The organism is Micromonospora auratinigra, assembly GCF_900089595.1.
Classification (GTDB): Bacteria; Actinomycetota; Actinomycetes; order Mycobacteriales; family Micromonosporaceae; genus Micromonospora; species Micromonospora auratinigra.
Map to the genome: position 1 here is coordinate 5,327,077 of NZ_LT594323.1, position 20,773 is coordinate 5,347,849.

Genomic DNA, 20,773 nt, shown 5'->3' on the forward strand with positions numbered 1-20,773 from the left:
TCCGCAGGGTGTGAAGGGGTGGGTCACCAGTTGGTGGAGCCGGCCACCGTCGGCCAGGCCACCGTGGTGGGCTTGATCAGGTAGACGATGCCGCCGGAGCCGCTGCCGGTGCCGCCGCTGGCGGTGGTCCGTCTGGTCCGGAGCCAGATCTGTTCGAACTGGTCCCGCTGGTAGACGTGCCGGACGGCGGCGTCGGTCGGCGAGGCGGGGTCGTTGGCGATCACGTCGCCGGTGGCGGTGAAGCCGATCACCGTCATCAGGTGCCCGGAGGTGCCGTAGCCCGCCCCGTCCAGCTCGCTGGCGAGGAAGGACACGCTGGTCGCCACGGGGATCCCGGCGGCGATGAAGTACTCCAGCTCGGCCAGGGAGTGCAGCCGCGTCACCTTGGCCTCCAGCCCGGGGAAGCCGGCCGCGTACGCGGTGTTGAACGGCCAGTTGCCGGCGCCCTGGTACTGGTAGTCGTAGGTCATCCGGGCGGCGTGGTCGACGGTCGGGTCGGCGTACGTCGGGTCGACCCAGGAGGTGTCGGCCGGCTTGCGGCCCCAGTACTCGACCAGCATCTCGGTGGAGGTGGGTGAGCACCAGGCCTCGCCGCCGCCGTCGTACTCGGGGTACTGCCCGGCGTGGATCTCCTGGGAGTAGCGCGGCACGGCCAGCTCGGTGCCCCAGGCGGTGCCGCCGGCGCTCGGCGCGACGGTGAACCGGTCCGGGACGTTCGAGCTCATCGCGCCCACCGAGCGGAGCACGGGGGTGGCGGTGGACGCCGGGTCCCGGTAGAGGGTCACCCGGAGCTGGTGCGCCCGCAGCAGCGTCCCGCCGGCCGGGTTGTCGATGGCGAGGGTGTCGGTCCAGACGCTGGAGGTCTTGTCGGTCTGCTTGTCGACGCTGGTCCGCTTGATGTCGGCGTCGCCGGAGGCCCAGCGGCCCAGCACGTACCAGGGGGTCCGGGTGCCGGTGGTGTAGGTGCCCTGGACCTCGACCTGGAGCCAGGTGCCGGCCGGGGTGTCGGCGTTCCACGAGGCGACCAGTTCGGTCGCGCCGAAGCCGACCTGGGTGACCGGCGCGGTCCAGGTCCCGTACGCCCAGGTGCGTCGGATGCCGGTGTGCGGGTCCCGGTAGACGGTGGTGCCGACCGGGGTGGCCAGGGTGAGGCCGGCGGCGGTGGCCGTGGTGCCGGCGCCGGTGCCGGCGGACCAACCGGTGCCCGACCAGCCCTGCCAGGTGATCTGTTCGTCGTGGGTGACGGCGGTGCCGCCGGTCGCCGGACGGCCGGCGGCGGCGGGTGCGACGGGGCCGAGGAGGGCGAGCGCGGCGAGGCCGGCGACGGCGGTCGCGCGCAGGGATGTCTTGACCATGGCAGCTCCACAGGAGGACGACATCGTTGCCGTTCACTGTCGCGCCTGGAAGGAAGTTTCGCCAGAGGTCGGCGCATGGAAAATCATTGCCGGCGTGAGGATCCGGTCGGGATGACGCATCACAACGACGAATGTTGATATGAACATATGACGTACCCCGAGGAGGAATCCATGGCCCTCCGCACGTCACCGCTCCGCCGCCGGCTCGCGCTCGCCGCCGCCGCCGGCCTGACCCTCGTCACCGCCCTCGCCGCGCCGGCCGCCGCCCGGCCGGCCCCCGAACCGGAGCCCGCCGCCACCGCCTACCGGGTGGTCGGGCCGCGCACCCTGGCCGACCGGAACGCCGTCGCCCGCACCGGCGCGGCCATCGACTACGTCGAGGACGGCCGGCTGTACGTCTCGGCCACCCGCGCCGAGGCCCGGGCCATCACCCGGCTCGGCTTCGGTCTGGAACGCGAGACCACCCCCGCGCCCGCCGGCGGGGCCACCGCGTACGCCTTCCCGCCGGCCGACTCCAACTACCACGACTACGCCGAGTTGACCGCGGTGGTGAACCAGGTGGTCGCCGACCATCCCGCCATCGCCCGCAAGATCAGCATCGGCACGTCCTACCAGGGTCGTGACCTGATGGCGGTGAAGATCTCCGACAACGTCGGCACCGACGAGAACGAGCCGGAGATCCTCTTCAACGCCCAGCAGCACGCCCGCGAGCACCTGACCGTCGAGATGGCGATCTACCTGCTCAATCTCTTCACCGACGGCTACGGCACCGACTCCCGGATCACCAACATCGTCAACTCGCGGGAGATCTGGATCGTCCCGACCGTCAACCCCGACGGCAGCGAGTACGACATCGCCACCGGCTCGTACCGGTCCTGGCGGAAGAACCGGCAGCCCAACAGCGGCTCGACGTACGTCGGCACCGACCTGAACCGCAACTGGAGCTACCAGTGGGGCTGCTGCGGCGGCTCGTCCGGCTCGAAGTCGTCGGACACCTACCGGGGCCCGTCGGCCTTCTCCGCCCCGGAGACGGCGGCGCTGCGCAACTTCGTCAACAGCCGGGTCGTCGGCGGGGTGCAGCAGATCAAGGCGAACATCGACTTCCACACCTACTCGCAGCTGGTGCTCTGGCCGTACGGCTACACGTACAGCGACACCGCCACCGGGATGACCGCCGACCAGTACAACACCTTCGCCACCATCGGCCGGCAGTTGGCGTCGAGCAACGGCTACACCCCGGAACAGTCCAGCGACCTCTACATCGCCGACGGCACCAGCATCGACTGGATGTGGGGCGTCCACAAGATCTGGGCGTACACCTTCGAGATGTACCCGGGCTCGTCCTCCGGCGGCGGCTTCTACCCGCCCGACGAGGTGATCCCCGCCCAGACCTCCCGCAACAAGGAGGCCGTCCTGCTGCTGTCCGAGTACGCCGACTGCCCGTACCGGGCGATCGGCAAGCAGAGCACCTACTGCTGACCTGAAACCCGTGGGTGGGGCCCCGAACCCCCTTGGGGGCCCCACCCACCCCGCCCGTCCGGACGATCTCCGCTGGTCGTGCGCTACCGTGCTACCGACCAACCCGCAGCGAAGCCGGTGCGAAACCGGCGCTGTCCCGCAACTGTGATGCCCCGCCCGGCGTCGGCCCACCGGCCGCACCGGCAGCGGGGACGAGCCAGGTCGCCTGCGGTCGGTCGCGACACGCGCCTTCGAGGAAGGGCGCCTCGCGGACGGGCCGCCCCGCGTTCCCTGTCGGCGAAGCACCACGCTCCTCGACCGACAGGAGGACTGATGTCCCGACGTACCCCCCGGCTCCTCGCCGCCACCCTCGCGGTCGGCGCCCTGCTCCTCGGCGGCTGCGCCGAGAAGACCTCGACCGACACCCCCGCCGCGAGCGGCAGCTCGGCGGCGGCCGCCTTCCCGGTCACCGTCGGCAAGCTGACCCTTCAGAAGCGGCCCGAGAAGATCGTCTCGCTCTCGCCCACCGCGACCGAGATGCTCTTCAAGATCGGTGCCGGCAAGCAGGTCACCGCCGTGGACGACCAGTCGAACTTCCCGCCGGAGGCGCCCAAGAGCGACCTCTCCGGCTTCCAGCCGAACGCCGAGGCGATCGCCGGGAAGACCCCCGACCTGGTGGTGCTCTCCAACGACACCAACAAGATCGTCGACCAGCTCACCACGCTGAAGATCCCGGTGCTGCTCACCCCGGCGGCGGCCACCCTCGACGACACCTACCGGCAGCTCGGTGACCTGGGCAAGCTCACCGGCCACCCGGCCGAGGCGGACGCGGTCGTGACGCAGATGAAGAACGACATCGCCGCGCTCACCAAGGACCTGCCGCAGCGGGCGAAGAAGCTCAGCTACTACCACGAGCTGGGCCCGGAGCTGTACAGCGCGACCAGCAAGACCTTCATCGGCTCGATCTACGCGCTCGCCGGCCTGGAGAACATCGCCGACGCGTCCGACGCCGACGGGAAGAACGGCGGCTATCCGCAGCTCTCCCAGGAGGTCATCGTCAAGGCGAACCCCGACTTCGTCTTCCTGGCCGACACCAAGTGCTGCAAGCAGACCCCGGAGACCGTCAAGGCGCGCAGCGGCTGGGCCGGCGTCACCGCGGTGAAGAACAACCAGGTCGTCGGCCTCGACGACGACATCGCCTCCCGCTGGGGCCCGCGCGTGGTGGAGCTGCTCAAGGCGATCGTCGACGCCACCGCCAAGGTCCCGGCCTGACCTCGACCGTGCGACCAGCGGAATCCACCGACCGGCCGGCCGGGACGCCCGAAACGTCCCGGCCGGCCGGCGTGCCCGGCCGCAGCCGGCCCGTCGACCTGACGGGCGGTGCCCGGCCGCGCGGATCCGCGGCGGGCGGTGAGCGGCCCCCGGCCGGACCGGGTGCGACGGTCCGGCCGGCCGGGCTGCGCAAACGCTGGCTCGTCGCCGGCATCGGCGCGGTGCTGGTCGCCCTGATCGCCGGGGTGTCCCTCGGCCCGGTCAGCCTGCCGCCCGGCAGCGTGGCCGCCGAACTGCTCAACCTGCTGCCCGGGGTGCACCTGGACAGCGGGCTCACCGAGCAGGAGATCGCCATCGTCACCGAGCTGCGGCTGCCCCGGGTCGTGCTCGGCCTGCTCGTCGGTGGGCTGCTCGCCCTGGCCGGCGGCTGCTACCAGGGCGTCTTCCGCAACCCGCTGGCCGACCCGTACCTGCTCGGAGTGGCGGCCGGCGCGGGGTTCGCGGTGACCGCCGTGATCGCGCTCGGCGCGGGAGCCGGCGGCGCGCTCTCCGGCATGCCGGTCACCATCCCGCTCGCCGCGTTCGTCGGCTCGCTCGGTGCGGTCGCCATGACGTACGGGCTCGGCGTGGCCGGCGGACGGGACCGGTCCCCGGCCACCCTGATCCTGGCCGGGGTCGCGGTCTCCGCGTTCCTCTCCGCCGGCCAGACGTACCTGCTGCAACGGCACTCCGAGAGCATCCAGCAGGTCTACTCCTGGCTGCTCGGGCGGCTCGCCACCGCCGGCTGGCACGACGTGCTGCTGGTGCTGCCCTACTTCGCGCTCACCGCCGTCGTGGTGCTGCTGCACCGCCGCGAACTGGACGTGCTCTCGCTCGGCGACGACGAGGCCAGCAGCCTGGGCCTGCACCCGCAGCGCTCCCGCTGGCTGCTGGTCGCCGCCGCCTCGCTGGGCACCGCCGCCGCCGTCTCCGCCTCGGGCCTGATCGGGTTCGTCGGGATCATCGTGCCGCACACCGTCCGGCTGCTCGCCGGGTCGAGCTACCGGGTGATCCTGCCGCTGTCGATGCTCTTCGGCGCGGCCTTCCTGGCGCTGACCGACGTGGTGGCCCGGACCGCCGCCGCCCCCGCCGAGATCCCGATCGGGGTGGTCACCGCGCTGCTCGGCGGCCCGTTCTTCGTGCTCGTGCTGCGTACCTCCCGGCGGGTGTTCTCGTGACCACCGGCCCGGGCACGCCCGCCGTCGAGGTGCGGGACCTGCGGGTCGAGTTGGGCGGGGCGCAGATCCTGGCCGGCGTCGACCTCACCGTCGCGGTCGGCGAGTGGGTCACCGTGATCGGCCCGAACGGCGCCGGCAAGTCGACCCTGCTGCGCGCCGTCGGCGGCCTGCTCTCCGCACCCGGCGCGGTCTCCCTCTTCGGTACGCCGATCCAGTCGTTGCGCCGCCGGGACCGGGCCCGGGTGGTCGCCACGGTCGCCCAGTCCCCGGTGGTCCCGGCCGGCATGTCGGTCCTCGACTACGTACTGCTCGGACGCACCCCGTACATCCCGACGCTGGGCCGGGAGTCGGCGGCCGACCTGGCGGCGGTGCACGAGGTGCTGGACCGGCTGGACCTGCCCGGCTTCGGCCGGCGCGAGCTGGCGACCCTCTCCGGCGGGGAGCGGCAGCGGGTGTTCCTGGCCCGGGCCCTCGCCCAGGGGGCCACCCTGCTGCTGCTGGACGAGCCGACCAGCGCGCTGGACATCGGCCACCAGCAGGAGGTGCTGGAGCTGGTCGACCAGCTCCGCCGCGAGCACGAGCTGACCGTCGTCGCCACCATGCACGACCTCTCCGTCGCCGGCGAGTACGCCGACCGGATGGTCCTGCTCGCCGGAGGCCGCGTCGCCGCGGTCGGGTCCCCGCAGGAGGTGCTCACCGAGGACCTCCTCGCCCGGCACTACCGCGCCCACGTCCGGGTCGTCCCCGGCACCCACGGCCCCCTGGTCGTCCCCGTCCGCCCCCACTGACCCCCACCGCCCCCACCCCACCCCCCCGCCACCCACCCCCCGCCTTCCGCGATCTTGCACTTGCTGCCCCGACACAACGGGCAAAAGGTGTGCATCAGGGGCCGAAACTGCAAGATCGGCGGCGGCGGCGGCGGAGGCTGCGGCGGCGGAGGGAGCGGCGAGGGCTGGGTGGGGCTGGGAGAGGGGGGAAGGGGTCAGCGGAGGGCGGTGACGGAGAAGAGGGCGCCCTGGGGGTCGCGGAGGGCGGCGGTCCGGCCGGCGGGGTTGTCGCGGGGCGGGACGAGGATGGTCCCGCCCAGCTCGGCGGCGCGGGCGGCGGTGGCGTCGGCGTCCTCGACCGCGAAGAAGACCGACCAGTACGCGGGCAGGTCGTCCGGCAGTTTCTCCAGTTGGGGCATCATCCCGGCGACGATCCGGTTGCCGCAGCGCCAGCCCGTGTAGGGCACCGGGCCGGTCGGTGACTCCTCCGGCTGCCACCCGAAGACCAGCGCGTAGAAGTCCGTCGCGCCCTCCGGGTCGGGGGTGACCAGCTCGTTCCAGCACATCGCCCCGGGGGCGTTGAACAGCTCCGCCCCGCGCATCGCCATCGGCTGCCAGACGCAGAACACCGCGCCCGCGGGGTCGGCGAGGACCGCCATCCGGCCCTGGTCGGCGACGTCGAACGGGGTGACCACCACCTGACCGCCGGCCGCCTCGACCCGGGTGGCCGCCAGGTCCGCGTCGTCGGTCGCCACGTACGTCGACCAGATCGGCACCTGGTCGGGGTCGGCCGGCGGGCCGGCGCCGGCCACCGCGCGCCCGCCCTTGCGGAAGACGGTGTAGCCGTTGGCCGCCGGCTCCGGCGAGATCACCCCGGTCCAGCCGAAGAGCTGCGGGTAGAAGCGTCGCGCGTCGTCGAGCCCGGGCGTGGCCAGGTCGGCCCAGCAGGGCGTGCCGGGCTCGACGCCGTCCACGGTTGCCCCTCTCGCCGGTGCCGGCCCGGTGGCCCGCCCTGTCGGCATCGTGGCACCGACCGGTGGCCCGGCGTGGCGAAACCGGACAAAGCGGCGGGGTCGAACCGGACATGAACCGTCAGACGTACCGGCGACCCTCGTCCCGCCGGTACGCCCAGCCGGCCAGGCCGGCGAGCAGCACCACCCAGACCGCCAGCATGACCAGCGCCAGCGGGCGGGGGTGGAAGTCGCCGACGGCGGACCACATCAGCTCGGCGACGCCGCGGGTGGGCAGCCAGGGCGCGACCAGCTTGACGAAGTGCGGCTCGGTGTCCGGGGAGGTGAGCAGGCCACCGCCGAAGGCGAGCGGGAAGAAGACCACCTGGGCCACCACGATCGCGGCCTTGCTCGGCAGCCAGTAGCCGATGGTCAGCCCCAGCAGGGTGAACGGCACGGCGGCGACCAGCACGGTCAACACGGCGGCCACGAACTCGGGCACGGTGATGGTGGCCTCGGTCCAGACCGCCGCGATGATCACCACCGGGATCAGCGACAGGTAGGTGAGGGTCAGGCCGGCCAGCACCCGGCCGGCGAAGCGCGGGCCGGGCCCGGTGGCGAGGGTCCGGGTGTACGGGTCCCAGGGCTGGGCGCGGTCCTCTGCCACCCCCACGCCGTACTGGAAGATGTTGCTGCTCATCACCGAGAAGATGACCATCGACGCGGTGGCGAGGGTCGCGGCGCGCGGGTCGTTGCCGGCGTAGGGCACCACGAAGAAGATCATCGCGGCGGCCGGGAAGAACGCGCTGCCGACCACCGAGATCGGGATCCGGATCGTCTCCAGTAGCTGGAACCGGGCGTGTACGAGAGCGAGGCGCACGGAGACCTCCGGGTCAGCCGAGGGCCGGCGCGGAGCCGGGCGCGGTGATGGTCAGGAACGCTTCCTCCAGCGAGGTGGGGCGGACCTCCAGGTCGCGGAAGGGCACCCCGGAGCCGACCAGGTCGCGGACGAGTTGGTCGGCGTCGCCGGTGAGCAGGTGGGTGCGCCCCTCGGCCTCCTCGACGCCGCGGATCCCCGGCAGCGCCGGCAGCGGCCCGTCCACGGTCACGCTCACCCGGCGTACGCCGACGATGCCGCGGATCGCCGCCACCGTGTCGTCGGCGAGCACCCGACCCTGGCCGATCACCACGACCCGCTGCGCGAGCGCCTCGATCTCCTCCAGGTAGTGGCTGGTCAGCAGCACGGTGCCGCCCTCGGCGTGGAAGGCCCGGACGGCCTCCCACAGGTCGCGCCGCGCCTCCACGTCCAGCCCGGTGGTGGGCTCGTCCAGCACGACGAGCCGGGGCCGGCCGACGAAGGCCAGCGCCAGCGCCAGCCGCCGCTTCTGCCCACCGGAGAGGCCGCCGGTCTGGCGCCGGGCCTGGGCGGCGAGCCCGAACCGGTCGAGCAGCTCGGCCCGCGGCAACGGGTCCGGGTAGTGCGCGGCGACGAAGTCGACCACCTCGCCCACCCGCAGCGTCCCCGGCATGCCGGTCTCCTGCGGGGTGACCCCGAGCCGGCGGCGGTTGGCCGCGTCGCGCGGGTCGCCGCCGAACAGCTCCACCCGGCCGGCGCTGGGCCGGCGCAGCCCGACCAGCAGGTTGATCAGGGTGCTCTTGCCGGCGCCGTTCGGGCCGAGCAGGCCGACCAGCTCGCCGGCGCGCACGGTCAGGTCGACCCGGTCCAGCGCCAGCACGTCGCCGTACCGGCGGCTGACCTGGTCGGCGTGAGCCAGGATCATCGTGGTTCCTCCGTGGGGTTGCGGTCCCGTGCTCTGTCTAGTCGGTACGCGCCAACCCCGCTGCCCCGTCGGGCGGCGACGATCGCCTACTGTGGTGGTCCCGTCGTGCATGTGACACTCGGGCGCGCGGCGGTCGACTGGACACTGGGGAGGGTCCGTGACGAGTCCGAGCAGGAACCTGGAGGTCCAACCGGAGGCGCTGGCCGCCTTCGCCGCCGCCTCCCGGGATCGCGCCACCCGCTTCCAGGAGCTGCGCCGGCTCTTCCAGGACGGGCACGTGCCCCGGCACGCCTTCGGGGTGATGCCCGCGTCGTTCAGCCTGTCGGCCGCGTACCAGGAGCAGTTCGAGGCGTGCCTGACCGGGCTGGCGGAGGGGGCCGAGGTGATGGCCGACATCGCCGAGGGGATGCGCGACACGGCCGACGCGTACACCGGCACCGACCTGGACAACAACGACATGTTCGCGCCGGGCGCCTGAGGGGACACGCATGAGCACCGAGGCGTTGCAGCGCAACAAGACCTACTTCGAGCAGATCGTGTCGGGCACCCCCGACCCGTTCAAGCCGCTCTCCCAGGCCGTCCTCTGGCCCTTCAACGAGCTGCTGGAGCTGGTCGCCGGTGAGCCGGACGACCTGATGCAGGCGGCTCAGCTCGCGTTGACCACCGGCGAGGCGGTGCGGCAGATCGCCGGCGAGCAGATCGCCGACCGGGCCCGGCTGCGCGGCGCCTGGGACGGCGACGCGGCCGAGAAGTTCCACGCCTCGATGGAGTCGGTCGAGGAGGCCATCGAGGAGCTGGCCAAGGGGCTGGACGGCACCAAGGAGGTGCTGGTCGACTCGGCGAACGCGGCGGTCGACGCGTTCAACCTCCTGGTCGAGCTGATCCTGGAGTTCCTGCTCTGGTTCCTGACCGAGGTGATCATCGCCGCCGTCGCCGCGTTCCTGAGCGCGGGCGTCTCGCTGGCCGCCACGGTGGTGCGGGTGCTGGCCCGGCTGGCCACCACGGTCGGCCGGATGTCGAAGATCGTGGCCCGGTTCGCCGAGATCCTCACCAAGCTGGTCACCAAGCTGGAGAAGGTCGCCGAGCTGCTCACCAAGTACCGCAAGACGGTGATGGAGCTGCGCAAGGCGAAGAAGGCGTACAAGGCGTGGAACAAGTCCGGCTACACCCGCGACGCGCTCCAGTTCAAGCTGCAACGCACCGCGCTGCTGTTCCCGGGCAAGTTCGTCATCAACAAGGTGTCGCCGGTGAACGTCCCCGGCATCGGCGGTGCGCTGCTGGACACCGGGGTCGGCCTGTACGACGTCTCGGACGGGCACAAGGACCGCAACTACCTGATGGACGGGACGTACAGCGAGGACCTGCGCCCGTTCAGCAAGGGCGTGCAGGACGTCTTCGACTCGATCGTGAACTGAGAGGCAACCGATGAGCTTTCCCGCCCTGGACCGGATCGAGGCGCTGGCCCGCAACCTGGACGGTTGGCAGCGCGAGCTGGGCGCCCGGATGGCCGAGCTGGAGCAGAGCAGCGCCGAGGGGGTCAGCGACTCCGGTCTGGTCACGGTGACGGCGGCGGCCGACGGCAAGATCCTCTCCGCCGACATCAACGCCCGCGCGATGCGGCTCGACTCGTACACCCTCGCCGAGGAGTTCACCGCCGCCGCGAACCGCGCCCAGGAGGCTGCCGCAGCCCGGGTCCGCGAGCTGGTCGGCGACGTGATGGGGCACGCGCCGGGCGCACCGGCCGCCCCGCGGCGGTCCGACGACGACCACGGCTACGACCGATACTGACCCGATGGACCGGGACAGCTACCTCGATCCGCTCGCCCGGCTCGTCGAGCCGGGCGAGCGGGTGCTCGCGTACGCCCAGGCGGAGGTCGGCGGCGGGGTGACACCCCCGCCCCCGCCGGCACCGGCGACCACCGGCGCCCCCGACCGCGTGACGGTCACCTCGGTGCTGCTCAACCTCCTGCTCCCGCTGGCCACCTGGGAGCGCGGCGACCGGCTGGTGGACCTGGTCGGCTGGGGGATCGCCGGCCGGGGCGCGTCCGGCTCGGCGGCCTCCCGGCTGCACGAGGCGGTCAGCCCGGCCCGGCCGGACGGCAAGCTGCGGCACACCGTCCTCGCGGTCACCGACCGGCGGCTGCTGGCCTGCGTCACCGGGCCGGTGAAGCTGCTCTCCGGCGCGGCGGACGACGAGCGGTCGCTGGCCGGGACCCGGGTGGCCTGGGCGGCGTCCCGGGCCGAGGTGGCCTCGGCCCGGGTGGGCTGGCACCGGCTCAACCCGAAGCGGCTGCGGATCGACTTCACCGACGGCTCCTGGCTGGCCTTCACCGTGCCGATCGCCGAGTCGGGCGCGCCGCTGCGCGGGCTCGCCGCCGCGCTCGGCGACTGACCTGCCGCTCAGCCCAGCAAGGGCTCGGGCAGCGGGTCCCGGTGCAGCACCGCCAGGCGGGAGACGGCCCGGGTGAGCACCACGTAGAGGCGGTGCAGGCCGCGCGGCTCGGCGGCCACGATCGCGGCCGGCTCCACGACCACCACGTGGTCGTACTCCAGGCCCTTGACCAGGGTCGCCGGGACCACGGTGACCCGCGCCGCGGCCTCCACGTCGTCGGCGGTCGCGGTCTCGACGCCCGCCTCGGCGAGCGCCGCCCGGAGCCGGTCCACCGTGTCGTCGGCGGCGATCACGCCGACCGAGCCGTCGTGCGCCAGCGCCGCCCGCACCTCGGCCACCGCCGCCGCGACCAGGTCGTCGACGGTACGCACGGCCAGTTCCCCGTCGCGTCGCAGGGACTGCGCCGGGGGTACGTCGACCGCCAGCGCGGGCAGCAGCCGGTTCGCGAAGGCGACCACGGCCGCCGGCACCCGGAAGCCGACGCTCAGCGGCACCACCACCGCGTCCGGCTTGCCCAGGTGGGCCAGCGAGTCCCGCCAGTCGGTGGCGGCCCACGGCGCGGTGCCCTGGGCCAGGTCGCCGAGGAGCGTGATCGAGCCGTGCTCGCTGCGCCGGGCGATGGCCCGGCACTGCATCGGGGAGAGGTCCTGCGCCTCGTCGACCACCACGTGACCGAAGCCGGCGGGCCGCTCGATCAGCCCGGCCGCCTCGTCGATGAGCACCGCGTCGGCGGCGGTCCACCGGGTCGCCTTCGGGGTGCGCCCCAACTTCCCGGACCGCAGCAGCTCCTGCTCCTCGGCGGTGAGCAGGCCGTCGGCGGCGGCGGCGAGCGCCGCCGGGTCGGTGAGCAGGGTGTGCAGCAGCCCGTCCGGGGTGAGCGCCGGCCAGACCGCGTCCAGGAAACCGGTGACCGGCTTGATCTTCGCCATCCGGCGCAGCCAGGCGTCGCTCGGTGACTCCGCCCGGCGGGCCTCGGCCTGGCGTTGCAGCAGGCCCACCACCCGGGCCCGGACGCGGTCCCGGCCGGTCGCCCAGGGCAGCCCCTCCCGGCGGGTCTCCTCGACCACCCGGTGCAGCGGGTCGAGCCCGATCCGCCAGCGGAACGAGCCGTCCGAGACCATGATCGGCTCGGTCGGGGCGCCGATGTGCCCCTCGACCGCCCGGCGCAGTACCTCGGCCATCCGGACGTCGTGCTTGAGGGTGGCGACGGCGGGGTCGTCGACGCCGCGTACCGGCACCCGGGCGACCAGGTCCTCGACGGTCGCCTGCTCGACCTCGACCTCGCCGAGGGCGGGCAGCACCGCCGCGATGTACGACAGGAACGCCCGGTTCGGCCCGACGATCAGCACCCCGGACCGGCGCAGCCGCTCCCGGTGCAGGTAGAGCAGGTACGCCGCGCGGTGCAGCCCGACCGCGGTCTTGCCCGTGCCGGGCGCCCCCTGGACGCAGATCGAGTCGGCCAGGTCGGCGCGGACCAACTCGTCCTGCTCGGGCTGGATGGTGGCGACGATGTCGCGCATCGGGCCCACCCGGGGCCGCTCGATCTCGGCGGTGAGGATGCGGCTGGTCGTGCCCAGTTCCTCGCCCCGGTCGAGGTGCTCGTCCTCGAAGCTGGTCAGCACGCCGGTGCTGAAGCCGAACCGGCGGCGGACCGCGACGCCCTGCGGGTCGCGGGCGCTGGCCCGGTAGAACGACCGGGAGACCGGGGCGCGCCAGTCCAGCACCATCGGTTCGCCCAGCTCGTCGGTGACGTGCCGGCGCCCGACGTGGTACTCCCGTCCGGCGTGGTCCGGGTCGCCGTCGCCGAAGTCGAGCCGGCCGAAGAAGAGTGGGGTGGTGGGGTCGTCGGCCAGCTCCTTGACCCGGCGGGCCATGTGCCGACCGAGCTGCTCGGCGGTGTACGCGTCCCCGGCGACCTTGTCGCCGGTGGCGAAGAGTGCCTCGGCGCGCTCGCGCATCCGGCGCAGCGCGGCGCGGGACGCCGTCAGGTGCGCGCGTTCGGCGACGAGTTCGGCGTCCAGGGCGATGGTGGCGGTGTCGGGTGAGGTTGCGGGCACAGGTGAACTCCCAGGGCTCAACATGATGCTCGCTCGCGTGTCCGGGGCGGTTGGCCTGCTCCCGGCGCGGGGACGTCCGCTGCGGTGCATGCTCACCGCGGCCGTCAAGCGGCCATCCACGATACGGAACCCCCGAACGCCGCGCCACCGAATTACGGTCGTGTCGACCTGCGGCGGCGCGGCGGGCGACTGGTTCGGCAAGGCTACGGAGTTGATGGCGCGACCGATTCGCGATCCGTTGCCGCCATCAGGTTCGTAGCGACCGGGTCGACCTGTCGGGGTCGGCGTGGGTCGACCGGCGCGCGGCGCGGGATCATGGGGGCATGAGCGAGGCGCGTCCCGAACCGCGCCGGGCGACGATCAGCGACCCGCAGGTGATGCGGGCGCTGGCCCACCCGGCCCGAATGGCGATCATGGAACACCTCAGCACCACGGAGGGCGGCGCGACCGCCACCGAGTGCGCCGAGATCGCCGGGCTCAGCCCGAGCGCGACCAGCTACCACCTGCGGGAGCTGGCGAAGTTCGGGCTGATCGAGCAGGCGCCCGGCCGGGGCGACGCCCGGGAGCGGGTCTGGCAGGCGTTCAGTCCGTCCTACTACGTCGACAGCGGACCGGGCGCCGACGCGGAGGCGCGGGCGGCCGAGTTGGCCCTGGTCGACGCCCACCTGGCCCGGGACGCCCAGCGGGCCCGGGAGTGGATCCGGCGGGCGCCGGACGAGCCGCGCGACTGGTACGCGGCGGCCTGGTTCAGCGACTCGGTCCTGCTGCTCACCGCCGAGGAGCTGGCCGGGCTGAACGAGCAGTTCCAGGCGCTGCTCAGGCCGTACCGCAAGCGGGGGCGGGTCGACCCGCCGGCCGGGGCGCGGACGGTCGCGGTGCAGTACCGGGCGCTGCCGGTGGACTGAGCGGGGTTGAACGATCAGGTGTGAAGGATTATTTTCGAAGCATGTCCTTCACATCTGGTCCGTCGCGCTGGTCCGACGTCTGGCTCGTCACCACCTCCCGCGGCGTCTCCAGCTGCGGGGACTTCCTCGCCGCGAGCGCGCTGACCCTGGCCCTCCAGTCCGCCGGGGCGGGCGGACTCGCCGTATCCGGGCTGCTGCTCGCCGCCACCCTGCCGCTGGTGGCGCTCGCCCCGCTGACCGGCCGGCTCGCCGACCGGGTGGACAGCCGGGTGCTGCTGGTGGTCACCGCCCTCGCCCAGGCCGGCACCTGCCTCGCGCTCGCGTACGCCGGGCACCCGTACCTGGTCATGGCCCTGGTGGCGCTGCTCGCCGCCGGGCTGGCGGTGACCCAGCCGGTGCTCTCCGCGCTGGTGCCCGCCATGGTGCGGGCCGAGGACCTGTCCCGGGCCGGCGCGCTCAACCAGACCGCCGGCACCCTCGGTGCGCTCGCCGGGCCGGCCCTGGCCGGGGTGCTGGTCGGCCAGTTCGGTGCCCGGGTGCCGCTGCTCGTCGACGCGGCCAGTTACCTCGCGCTGGCCGGGGCGGCGCTGCTCATCCGTACCCGACGGGGTGGCCGGCGGTCGGCGGCGGTGACCGACGGTGGGGCCGCCCCGGCGCCGGCCTGGCGGTTCCGGCGCGACCCGCTGCTGGTGGTGATGGCCGGCAGCCTCGCGGCCGTGATCGCCGCGGTCGGTGCGATCAACGTGATCGAGGTCTTCTTCATCCGGGAGACGCTGCACAGCTCGACCACCGTGTACGGCCTGGTCACCGGTGCCTGGACACTGGGCATCGTGCTCGGTGGCTGGCTCTTCGCCCGGGTCGCCCGCCGGCTCACTGACGACGGCGCGCTGCTCGGCGCCGGACTCGTCCTGCTCGGCGGCTGCTGCCTGGCGGTCCTCGCCTCGGCGGCGGTGCCGGCCGCCTGGCTGCTCGTCCCGGTCTGGCTGGCCGGCGGGGTGGCCAACGGCGGCGACAACGTCTTCAACAACCTGCTGCTGGCCCGCCGGGTGCCGGAGGCGGCCCGGGGCCGGGCCTTCGCGGTCTTCGGGGCGGCGGTGCAGGGGGCGGCGATGGCCGGTTACCTGATCGGCGGGCTGTTGCTGGAGCTGGCCGGACCCCGGCCGCTGGTGGCCGGCTGTGGGATCGCCGGCGTGCTGGTGGTGGCCGCGGTCGCGGTGCCGGTGCGCCGGGCGGTACGCGCCGAGCGCGCGGCGGTGGCCCCGGACGGCGTCGACACTGCGGAGTTGGCCACTCCGGTCCCCACCCACTGAGCCGGGAGCGGCCGGCGGGGATACGGTCGGGTCATGGCTGACCGCATCGCCCGTCCCCGGGTCGGACACATCCAGTTCCTCAACTGCCTGCCGATCTACTGGGGGCTGATGCGGTCCGGTGCCCTGCTCGACGTCGACCTGCACAAGGACTCACCGGACCGGCTGAGCGCCGCGCTGGTCGCCGGTGACCTGGACATCGGGCCGATCTCCCACGTGGAATACCTGCGGCACGCCGACGAGCTGCTGCTCCTGCCCGACCTGGCGGTCGGCAGCGACGGCCCGGTGCTGTCGGTCAACGTGGTCTCCACCCGGCCGCTCGGCGACCTGGACGGGGCCCGGGTCGCGCTCGGGTCCACCTCGCGTACCGGGGTGCTGCTGGCCCGGCTGCTGCTCGGCGAGCGGTACGGCGTCCACCCGGAGTACTTCCGCTGCCCGCCGGACCTGACCCAGATGCTGCTGGAGGCCGACGCCGGCGTGCTGATCGGCGACGTGGCGCTGCGCGCCCTCTACGAGGCGCCACGCAAGGGGCTGGAGGTGACCGACCTCGGGCAGGCCTGGCGGGAGTGGACCGGGCTGCCGATGGTCTTCGCGGTCTGGGCGGTCCGCCGCGACTTCGCCGCCGCCCACCCCGGCCTGGTCAAGGAGGTGCACGAGGCGTTCCTGCGCTCCCGTGACCTCTGCCTGGCCGAGCTGGACCAGGTGGCCGAGGCGGCGGCCCGCTGGGAGCCGTTCGACGCGGCCACCCTGGCCACCTACTTCCGGGCGCTGGACTTCTCGCTCGGCGAGCGGCAGGTGGCCGGGCTGCGGGAGTTCGCCCGCCGGGCCACCGCGATCGGCGAGGCGCCGGCCCTGCCGGCCGGCGGGCCGGAGTTCTTCCAGGGCTGACGCCCCCACCCTGAGGGCCGGGGCGGGAAGCCCCGGCCGTCAACACTCAGGTGGCGTCGCGGAGCAGCGCCTCGGTGATCTTCTGGCAGTTGTCCATGCCGTACTGCCAGCCGCCGGGGACCCCGAACGGGCTCTGCACCATCACACCCATCGTCCAGGTGTCGCCGATGGCCAGGCAGTTGACGTGGTACTCCCGCTCCTTCTGCCGGTCGATCCAGCCGTTCTTGATGGCGATCTTCTGCTGCTGCTCGGCCGGGAACGCCTTGCGGATGCCGAAGTCGCCGTCGCCGCGTACCAGCCGCATCTCGTTGAGCAGCCACTTCGTCCACTTCGGGCCGGCTGCCCGGCCGTCGTCGATGCAGAGGCCGAGGCGGGCGGTGTCGCGCGGGGAGAGCATCGTCCGGCTCCAGCCGCCGTCACTGGCCACCTTGCTGTCGGTCAGCTTGCAGATCGAGATCAGCCGCCGGATCGAGGCCGCGCCGCCCACGCTCTCGTAGAACTGCTGCGCCCGGGTGTTGTCGCTGTCCCGGATGATCCGGGTGGCGTCGGCCAGCTTGGCCTGACTCGGGGTCTGCCCCTGCTCGGCTGCCCGGCGCAGGTAGTCGGCGACCACCCAGGACTTGATCATCGAGGCGGTGGTGCTGGTCTCGCCCATGTTGTCCGAGCCGATGATCTTGCCGGTGCGCTTGTCCAGCACGCTCCAGGCGTACCAGCCCTTGATGTCCAGGTCGAGGTCCTTGGCCTCGAACGGCAACGGCTCCAGCGAGGGGGTCGGCGAGGGCTGGGTCCGGGCGCTCCGGTTCGGCGGGGCCACGGTGGACCGGCCGCTCGCGGTGCCGGACTGCGGGGCGGCGGTGGTGTGCAGCGGGGAACCCGGTACGAACCGGAGCGAGACGAGCACCAGCCCGACCAGGATCACGCCGACGGCGGTGAACACCAGGGGACGCCGGTTGCTGCCCGGCGCGCGGCGGTTGCCCGCCATCAGAGCTTCCCGACCGGCTGCTGCGGCACCTTGAGAGCCGCGCCGGGCTGCGGGGTGACCAGCTGGGTGGCGACGCTGGCGCAGACCTTCGCGCCGTACGCCGGGGTCTTCGGGTTGCTGGCACCGGGGTAGCGCATCATCACGGCCAGGGTCCAGTCGTCGGCCACCGCGAGGCAGTTGACGTGCCAGTTGCCGTCGGCCCAGAGCATGGTGAAGCCGTTCTTGATGCTGACCGGTCCCTGCGCGGTGATCTCGGTGGGCAGGCCGTCGATGATGCCCCACCGGCCACCCTGGACCGTCACGCTCTTCTGGTCGGCGACGCCGCCGCGCACCTTCGTCATCTCGCCGAGCACGAACGGCGTCCACTTCTTGCCGGCGGCGGTGCCGTCGCCGATGCAGTCGCCCATCCGTACCGCGTCGCGCGGCGACATCTGGGTGTACGCCCACTTCGCCTTGTCGGCGTAGATCTTCGTGTCGGTCAGCTTGCACAGCTTGATCAGCCGGTCCAGCACCGGCTTGCGTCCGCCGGCGTTGTAGAGCGCCTCGGCCGAGTTGTCGTTGCTGTCCCGGATGGCGGTGACGACCTGCTGCTTCCGCTGCGCGGTGAGCGGCTTGTCACCGAGCTGGCGCAGGTAGTCCGAGACGATCCAGGCCTTGATCATCGACTCGGTGGAGTTGGTCCGGTTCATGTTCGGCGCGCCGGTGATCTTCCCGGTCTTCCGGTCCATCAGCGCCCAGGAGAAGAACTGCCCCTTGAAGTTCACCGAGACCGGGGCGTCGGCCAGGGTGGGCGGGGGCGGCGTGGTGGGCGCGGGCGCGGGCACGTTCTCCGCGCCGCCGCCGATGCCGCCGAGGCTCGGCAGGGCGTCGTCGCCGGAGAGGCGGGCGTACGCGGCGGGCACCAGCATGACGCCACCGATGAGGACGGCCACGATGGCGAGCACCAGGGTCACGCGAGGTCGCATGAGTGGGCGAACTCCAGATGTCTGGCCGGGGGGACCGGCTGTTCCGAATGGGTACGGCCCTGATCGCCGAGGCCGGGGGAGGGTGGCCTGGAGCTAGTGGCGATCGTCGTCAGCCGATCGGTGTGCCGGGGGAAGTCTACTTCCGGACAGGCCGCATGCCAGATCCATAGGCCTGTCGACTCACCAGGAAGTCGGGATAATCGCCGACTTTGCCGCGCTTGAGAGGATTCATCTTCGAGAAGTGGTGGACGTCACATGTTTCCACAGCTCGGGCCGGGTGACCGGAAGCGGCCAACGGGTGACGGACCGTGCGATCGGAAACCTGTTACACCCTCTGGTGTCGCCGGGCGCGAGCTGTAACACTGGCCTCATGTATGGCAATGACTTCGCCCCGCCCGAGGACGGTCCGGGCGGCGGCCTGCTCGGCGAGGTGGAGGCGGCCGAGGCGGCGCTGCGCGAGGCCGCGGCGCGGGCCCGGCGCGGCGGTCCGGCTCCCGACGAGGACCTCGAGGCGTACTTCTCGGACGTGATCGACGCCGACCAGAAGATCGAACCGCGCGACTGGATGCCGGAGGCGTACCGGAAGGGCCTGATCCGGCAGATCGCCCAGCACGCGCACTCCGAGATCATCGGCATGCAGCCGGAGGGGAACTGGATCAGCCGGGCCCCGTCGCTGAAGCGCAAGGCGATCCTGCTGGCCAAGGTGCAGGACGAGGCCGGCCACGGCCTCTACCTCTACGCCGCCGCCGAGACCCTCGGCATCAGCCGGGACGAGCTGGTGGAGCTGCTGCTCAACGGCCGGCAGAAGTACAGCTCGATCTTCAACTACCCCACCCTGAGCTGGGCCGACGTCGGCGCGATCGGCTGGCTGGTCGACGGGGCCGCGATCGTCAACCAGGTGCCGCTCTGCCGCTGCTCCTACGGCCCGTACGCCCGGGCGATGATCCGGGTCTGCAAGGAGGAGTCGTTCCACCAGCGGCAGGGCTACGAGATCCTGCACACCCTGGCCCACGGCACGCCGGCGCAGAAGGCGATGGCCCAGGACGCCGTGGACCGCTGGTGGTATCCGTCGCTGGCCATGTTCGGCCCGCCGGACACCGACTCCACCCACTCCGCGCAGTCGATGGCCTGGAAGATCAAGCGCTTCTCCAACGACGAGCTGCGGCAGCGCTTCGTGGACATGTGCGTCGGCCAGGCCGAGGTGCTCGGCCTCACCCTGCCGGATGCGGACCTGCGCTGGAACGACGAGCGCGGGGCGTACGACTACACCCAGCCGGACTACGACGAGCTGATGCGGGTGATCAAGGGCGACGGGCCGTGCAACCGGGAGCGGATGGCGCACCGCCGCCGCGCCCACGACGAGGGCGCCTGGGTACGCGAGGCCGCCGCCGCGCACGCCGCGAAGCAGGCCCGGAAGAAGGAGAAGGTGGCCGCATGAGCAAGGAATCCTCCCCGCTCTGGGAGGTCTTCGTCCGGGCCCGGCGCGGGCTGTCGCACACCCACGTCGGCAGCCTGCACGCCCCCGACGCCGAGCTGGCCCTGCGCAACGCCCGCGACCTCTACACCCGCCGCCAGGAAGGCGTCTCGATCTGGGTGGTGCCGGCGGGCGCGATCACCGCGTCCAGCCCGGACGAGAAGGACGCCTTCTTCGACCCGGCCGCCGACAAGGTCTACCGTCACCCCACCTTCTACGAGGTGCCGGACGGGGTGGCCCACCTGTGAACCCGCCGTTCGACTTCGCCCTCGCCCTCGGCGACGACGCGCTGATCGCCGCGCAGCGGCTCGGCGAGTGGACCTCCCGCGCGCCGGAGATGGAGGAGGACATCGCGCTGGCGAACATCGCCCTCGACCAGCTCGGCGCGGCCCGCCTCCTGCTCACGTACGCGGGGGAGCTGGAGGGCGCCGGCCGGGACGAGGACGCGCTGGCCTACCTGCGCGACGACCGCGAGTTCCGCAACTGCCTGCTGGTGGAGCTGCCGAACGGCGACTTCGCGGTCACCATGGCCAAGCTGTTCTTCCTGGCCGCGTACCAGCTGTCCCTCTACACCGCGCTGGCCGGCTGCGGCGACGAGCGGCTGGCCGCGATCGGCGCGAAGGCCCGCAAGGAGTCGGCGTACCACCTGGACCACGCCGCGCTCTGGGTGAAGCGGCTCGGCGACGGCACCGAGGAGTCGCACCGGCGGATGCAGTCGGCGGTGGACCAGGTCTGGCCGTACGTGCACGAACTCTTCACGGCGGACCCGGCGGCGCCGGTCGACCCGGCCACCCTGCGGGCCGACTTCGACGCCACCGTCGCCACCGTGCTCGACGAGGCCACCCTGACCCGGCCGACGACCGGCTGGACGCCGGGCGGTGGCCGCGCCGGCGTGCACACCGAGCACCTGTCGTACCTGCTGGCCGAGATGCAGGTGCTGCACCGCGCCCACCCCGGAGCGCGCTGGTGAGCGCGAGGAGCGCAGCGAAGCGGAGCCCCGCAG

The 20,773-nt window shown here is 73.0% G+C and carries 20 protein-coding genes and 1 pseudogene; 14 read left to right on the forward strand and 7 right to left on the reverse strand.

The features are described from left to right. Positions 1–23: 23 nt before the first annotated feature. A complete protein-coding gene (locus GA0070611_RS24105) occupies positions 24–1,355 on the reverse strand; it encodes a C39 family peptidase (protein WP_091668564.1) in 1,332 nt (443 codons plus the stop codon). A 171-nt stretch (positions 1,356–1,526) separates the two neighbouring features. On the opposite strand from GA0070611_RS24105, the pseudogene GA0070611_RS24110 reads away from it, so the two are divergent. From GA0070611_RS24110 to GA0070611_RS24125, 4 genes and pseudogenes are all read left to right on the forward strand, one after another. Next, positions 1,527–2,831: pseudogene (locus GA0070611_RS24110) on the forward strand (M14 family metallopeptidase); the annotation flags it as partial. 315 nt (positions 2,832–3,146) lie between these two features. Then, positions 3,147–4,085, forward strand: a complete 939-nt coding sequence (locus GA0070611_RS24115) for an ABC transporter substrate-binding protein (RefSeq protein ID WP_091668568.1) — start codon at positions 3,147–3,149, stop codon at positions 4,083–4,085. Between the two features lie 185 nt (positions 4,086–4,270). Then, positions 4,271–5,302, forward strand: coding sequence for a FecCD family ABC transporter permease (locus GA0070611_RS24120; protein ID WP_091673389.1), 1,032 nt, complete (start codon positions 4,271–4,273; stop codon positions 5,300–5,302). Continuing rightward, positions 5,299–6,090, forward strand: coding sequence for an ABC transporter ATP-binding protein (locus GA0070611_RS24125; RefSeq protein WP_091668571.1), 792 nt, complete (start codon positions 5,299–5,301; stop codon positions 6,088–6,090). The genes GA0070611_RS24120 and GA0070611_RS24125 overlap by 4 nt, the downstream gene beginning before the upstream one ends. 194 nt (positions 6,091–6,284) lie before the next feature. On the opposite strand, the gene GA0070611_RS24130 is transcribed toward GA0070611_RS24125, so the two are convergent. The 3 genes from GA0070611_RS24130 to GA0070611_RS24140 form a co-directional block, all read right to left on the reverse strand. Further along, complete coding sequence (locus tag GA0070611_RS24130) at positions 6,285–7,091, reverse strand: VOC family protein (protein WP_167604467.1); 807 nt, start codon at positions 7,089–7,091, stop codon at positions 6,285–6,287. 70 nt (positions 7,092–7,161) lie between these two features. Further along, positions 7,162–7,899 (reverse strand): ABC transporter permease, encoded by a 738-nt coding sequence (locus tag GA0070611_RS24135; RefSeq protein WP_091668580.1) that lies wholly within the window; start codon positions 7,897–7,899, stop codon positions 7,162–7,164. A 13-nt stretch (positions 7,900–7,912) separates the two neighbouring features. After that, complete coding sequence (locus GA0070611_RS24140; protein ID WP_091668584.1) at positions 7,913–8,800, reverse strand: ABC transporter ATP-binding protein; 888 nt, start codon at positions 8,798–8,800, stop codon at positions 7,913–7,915. Positions 8,801–8,957: 157 nt separating this feature from the next. On the opposite strand from GA0070611_RS24140, the gene GA0070611_RS24145 reads away from it, so the two are divergent. The 4 genes from GA0070611_RS24145 to GA0070611_RS24160 are packed head-to-tail and all read left to right on the forward strand — an operon-like array spanning position 8,958 to position 11,192. Then, positions 8,958–9,278, forward strand: a complete 321-nt coding sequence (locus GA0070611_RS24145; protein ID WP_091668589.1) for a type VII secretion target — start codon at positions 8,958–8,960, stop codon at positions 9,276–9,278. A 10-nt stretch (positions 9,279–9,288) separates the two neighbouring features. Beyond that, on the forward strand, positions 9,289–10,215 hold the full coding sequence (locus GA0070611_RS24150) for a WXG100 family type VII secretion target (protein WP_091668592.1): 927 nt from the start codon (positions 9,289–9,291) through the stop codon (positions 10,213–10,215). 10 nt (positions 10,216–10,225) lie between these two features. After that, positions 10,226–10,588: a YbaB/EbfC family nucleoid-associated protein gene (locus tag GA0070611_RS24155; RefSeq protein ID WP_091668595.1), complete on the forward strand. Its 363-nt coding sequence runs from the start codon at positions 10,226–10,228 to the stop codon at positions 10,586–10,588. Between the two features lie 4 nt (positions 10,589–10,592). After that, complete coding sequence (locus tag GA0070611_RS24160; protein WP_091668598.1) at positions 10,593–11,192, forward strand: hypothetical protein; 600 nt, start codon at positions 10,593–10,595, stop codon at positions 11,190–11,192. 8 nt (positions 11,193–11,200) lie between these two features. On the opposite strand, the gene GA0070611_RS24165 is transcribed toward GA0070611_RS24160, so the two are convergent. Beyond that, positions 11,201–13,273, reverse strand: a complete 2,073-nt coding sequence (locus tag GA0070611_RS24165; RefSeq protein ID WP_197675785.1) for a HelD family protein — start codon at positions 13,271–13,273, stop codon at positions 11,201–11,203. 299 nt (positions 13,274–13,572) lie between these two features. On the opposite strand from GA0070611_RS24165, the gene GA0070611_RS24170 reads away from it, so the two are divergent. The 3 genes from GA0070611_RS24170 to GA0070611_RS24180 are packed head-to-tail and all read left to right on the forward strand — an operon-like array spanning position 13,573 to position 16,349. Continuing rightward, entirely contained in the window at positions 13,573–14,154 is a 582-nt protein-coding gene (locus GA0070611_RS24170) for an ArsR/SmtB family transcription factor (RefSeq protein ID WP_091668604.1), read from the forward strand. A 41-nt stretch (positions 14,155–14,195) separates the two neighbouring features. After that, a complete protein-coding gene (locus GA0070611_RS24175) occupies positions 14,196–15,464 on the forward strand; it encodes an MFS transporter (RefSeq protein WP_091668607.1) in 1,269 nt (422 codons plus the stop codon). A 33-nt stretch (positions 15,465–15,497) separates the two neighbouring features. Next, entirely contained in the window at positions 15,498–16,349 is an 852-nt protein-coding gene (locus GA0070611_RS24180; protein WP_091668610.1) for a menaquinone biosynthetic enzyme MqnA/MqnD family protein, read from the forward strand. A 46-nt stretch (positions 16,350–16,395) separates the two neighbouring features. Here the strand turns inward: GA0070611_RS24180 and GA0070611_RS24185 are convergent, their stop codons facing one another. Together GA0070611_RS24185 and GA0070611_RS24190 are read right to left on the reverse strand one after the other, a co-directional pair. Beyond that, a complete protein-coding gene (locus GA0070611_RS24185) occupies positions 16,396–17,331 on the reverse strand; it encodes a serine hydrolase (protein ID WP_091668613.1) in 936 nt (311 codons plus the stop codon). Next, positions 17,331–18,296 (reverse strand): hypothetical protein, encoded by a 966-nt coding sequence (locus GA0070611_RS24190; protein WP_091668616.1) that lies wholly within the window; start codon positions 18,294–18,296, stop codon positions 17,331–17,333. Before GA0070611_RS24190 ends, GA0070611_RS24185 begins: the two co-directional genes overlap by 1 nt. Positions 18,297–18,666: 370 nt before the next feature. Here GA0070611_RS24190 and paaA point away from each other — a divergent pair, with 370 nt between their 5' ends. Genes paaA through paaC form a run of 3 tightly spaced genes read left to right on the forward strand, consistent with a single transcriptional unit; the run spans position 18,667 to position 20,740 of the window. Next, positions 18,667–19,734 carry a 1,2-phenylacetyl-CoA epoxidase subunit PaaA gene (paaA, locus tag GA0070611_RS24195; RefSeq protein WP_091668619.1) on the forward strand — a complete coding sequence of 356 codons (1,068 nt, stop codon included), beginning with the start codon at positions 18,667–18,669 and terminating at the stop codon, positions 19,732–19,734. Beyond that, complete coding sequence (paaB, locus tag GA0070611_RS24200; protein ID WP_091668623.1) at positions 19,731–20,018, forward strand: 1,2-phenylacetyl-CoA epoxidase subunit PaaB; 288 nt, start codon at positions 19,731–19,733, stop codon at positions 20,016–20,018. The genes paaA and paaB overlap by 4 nt, the downstream gene beginning before the upstream one ends. Then, positions 20,015–20,740 (forward strand): 1,2-phenylacetyl-CoA epoxidase subunit PaaC, encoded by a 726-nt coding sequence (gene paaC / locus GA0070611_RS24205; RefSeq protein WP_091668627.1) that lies wholly within the window; start codon positions 20,015–20,017, stop codon positions 20,738–20,740. Before paaB ends, paaC begins: the two co-directional genes overlap by 4 nt. Positions 20,741–20,773 lie beyond the last annotated feature (33 nt).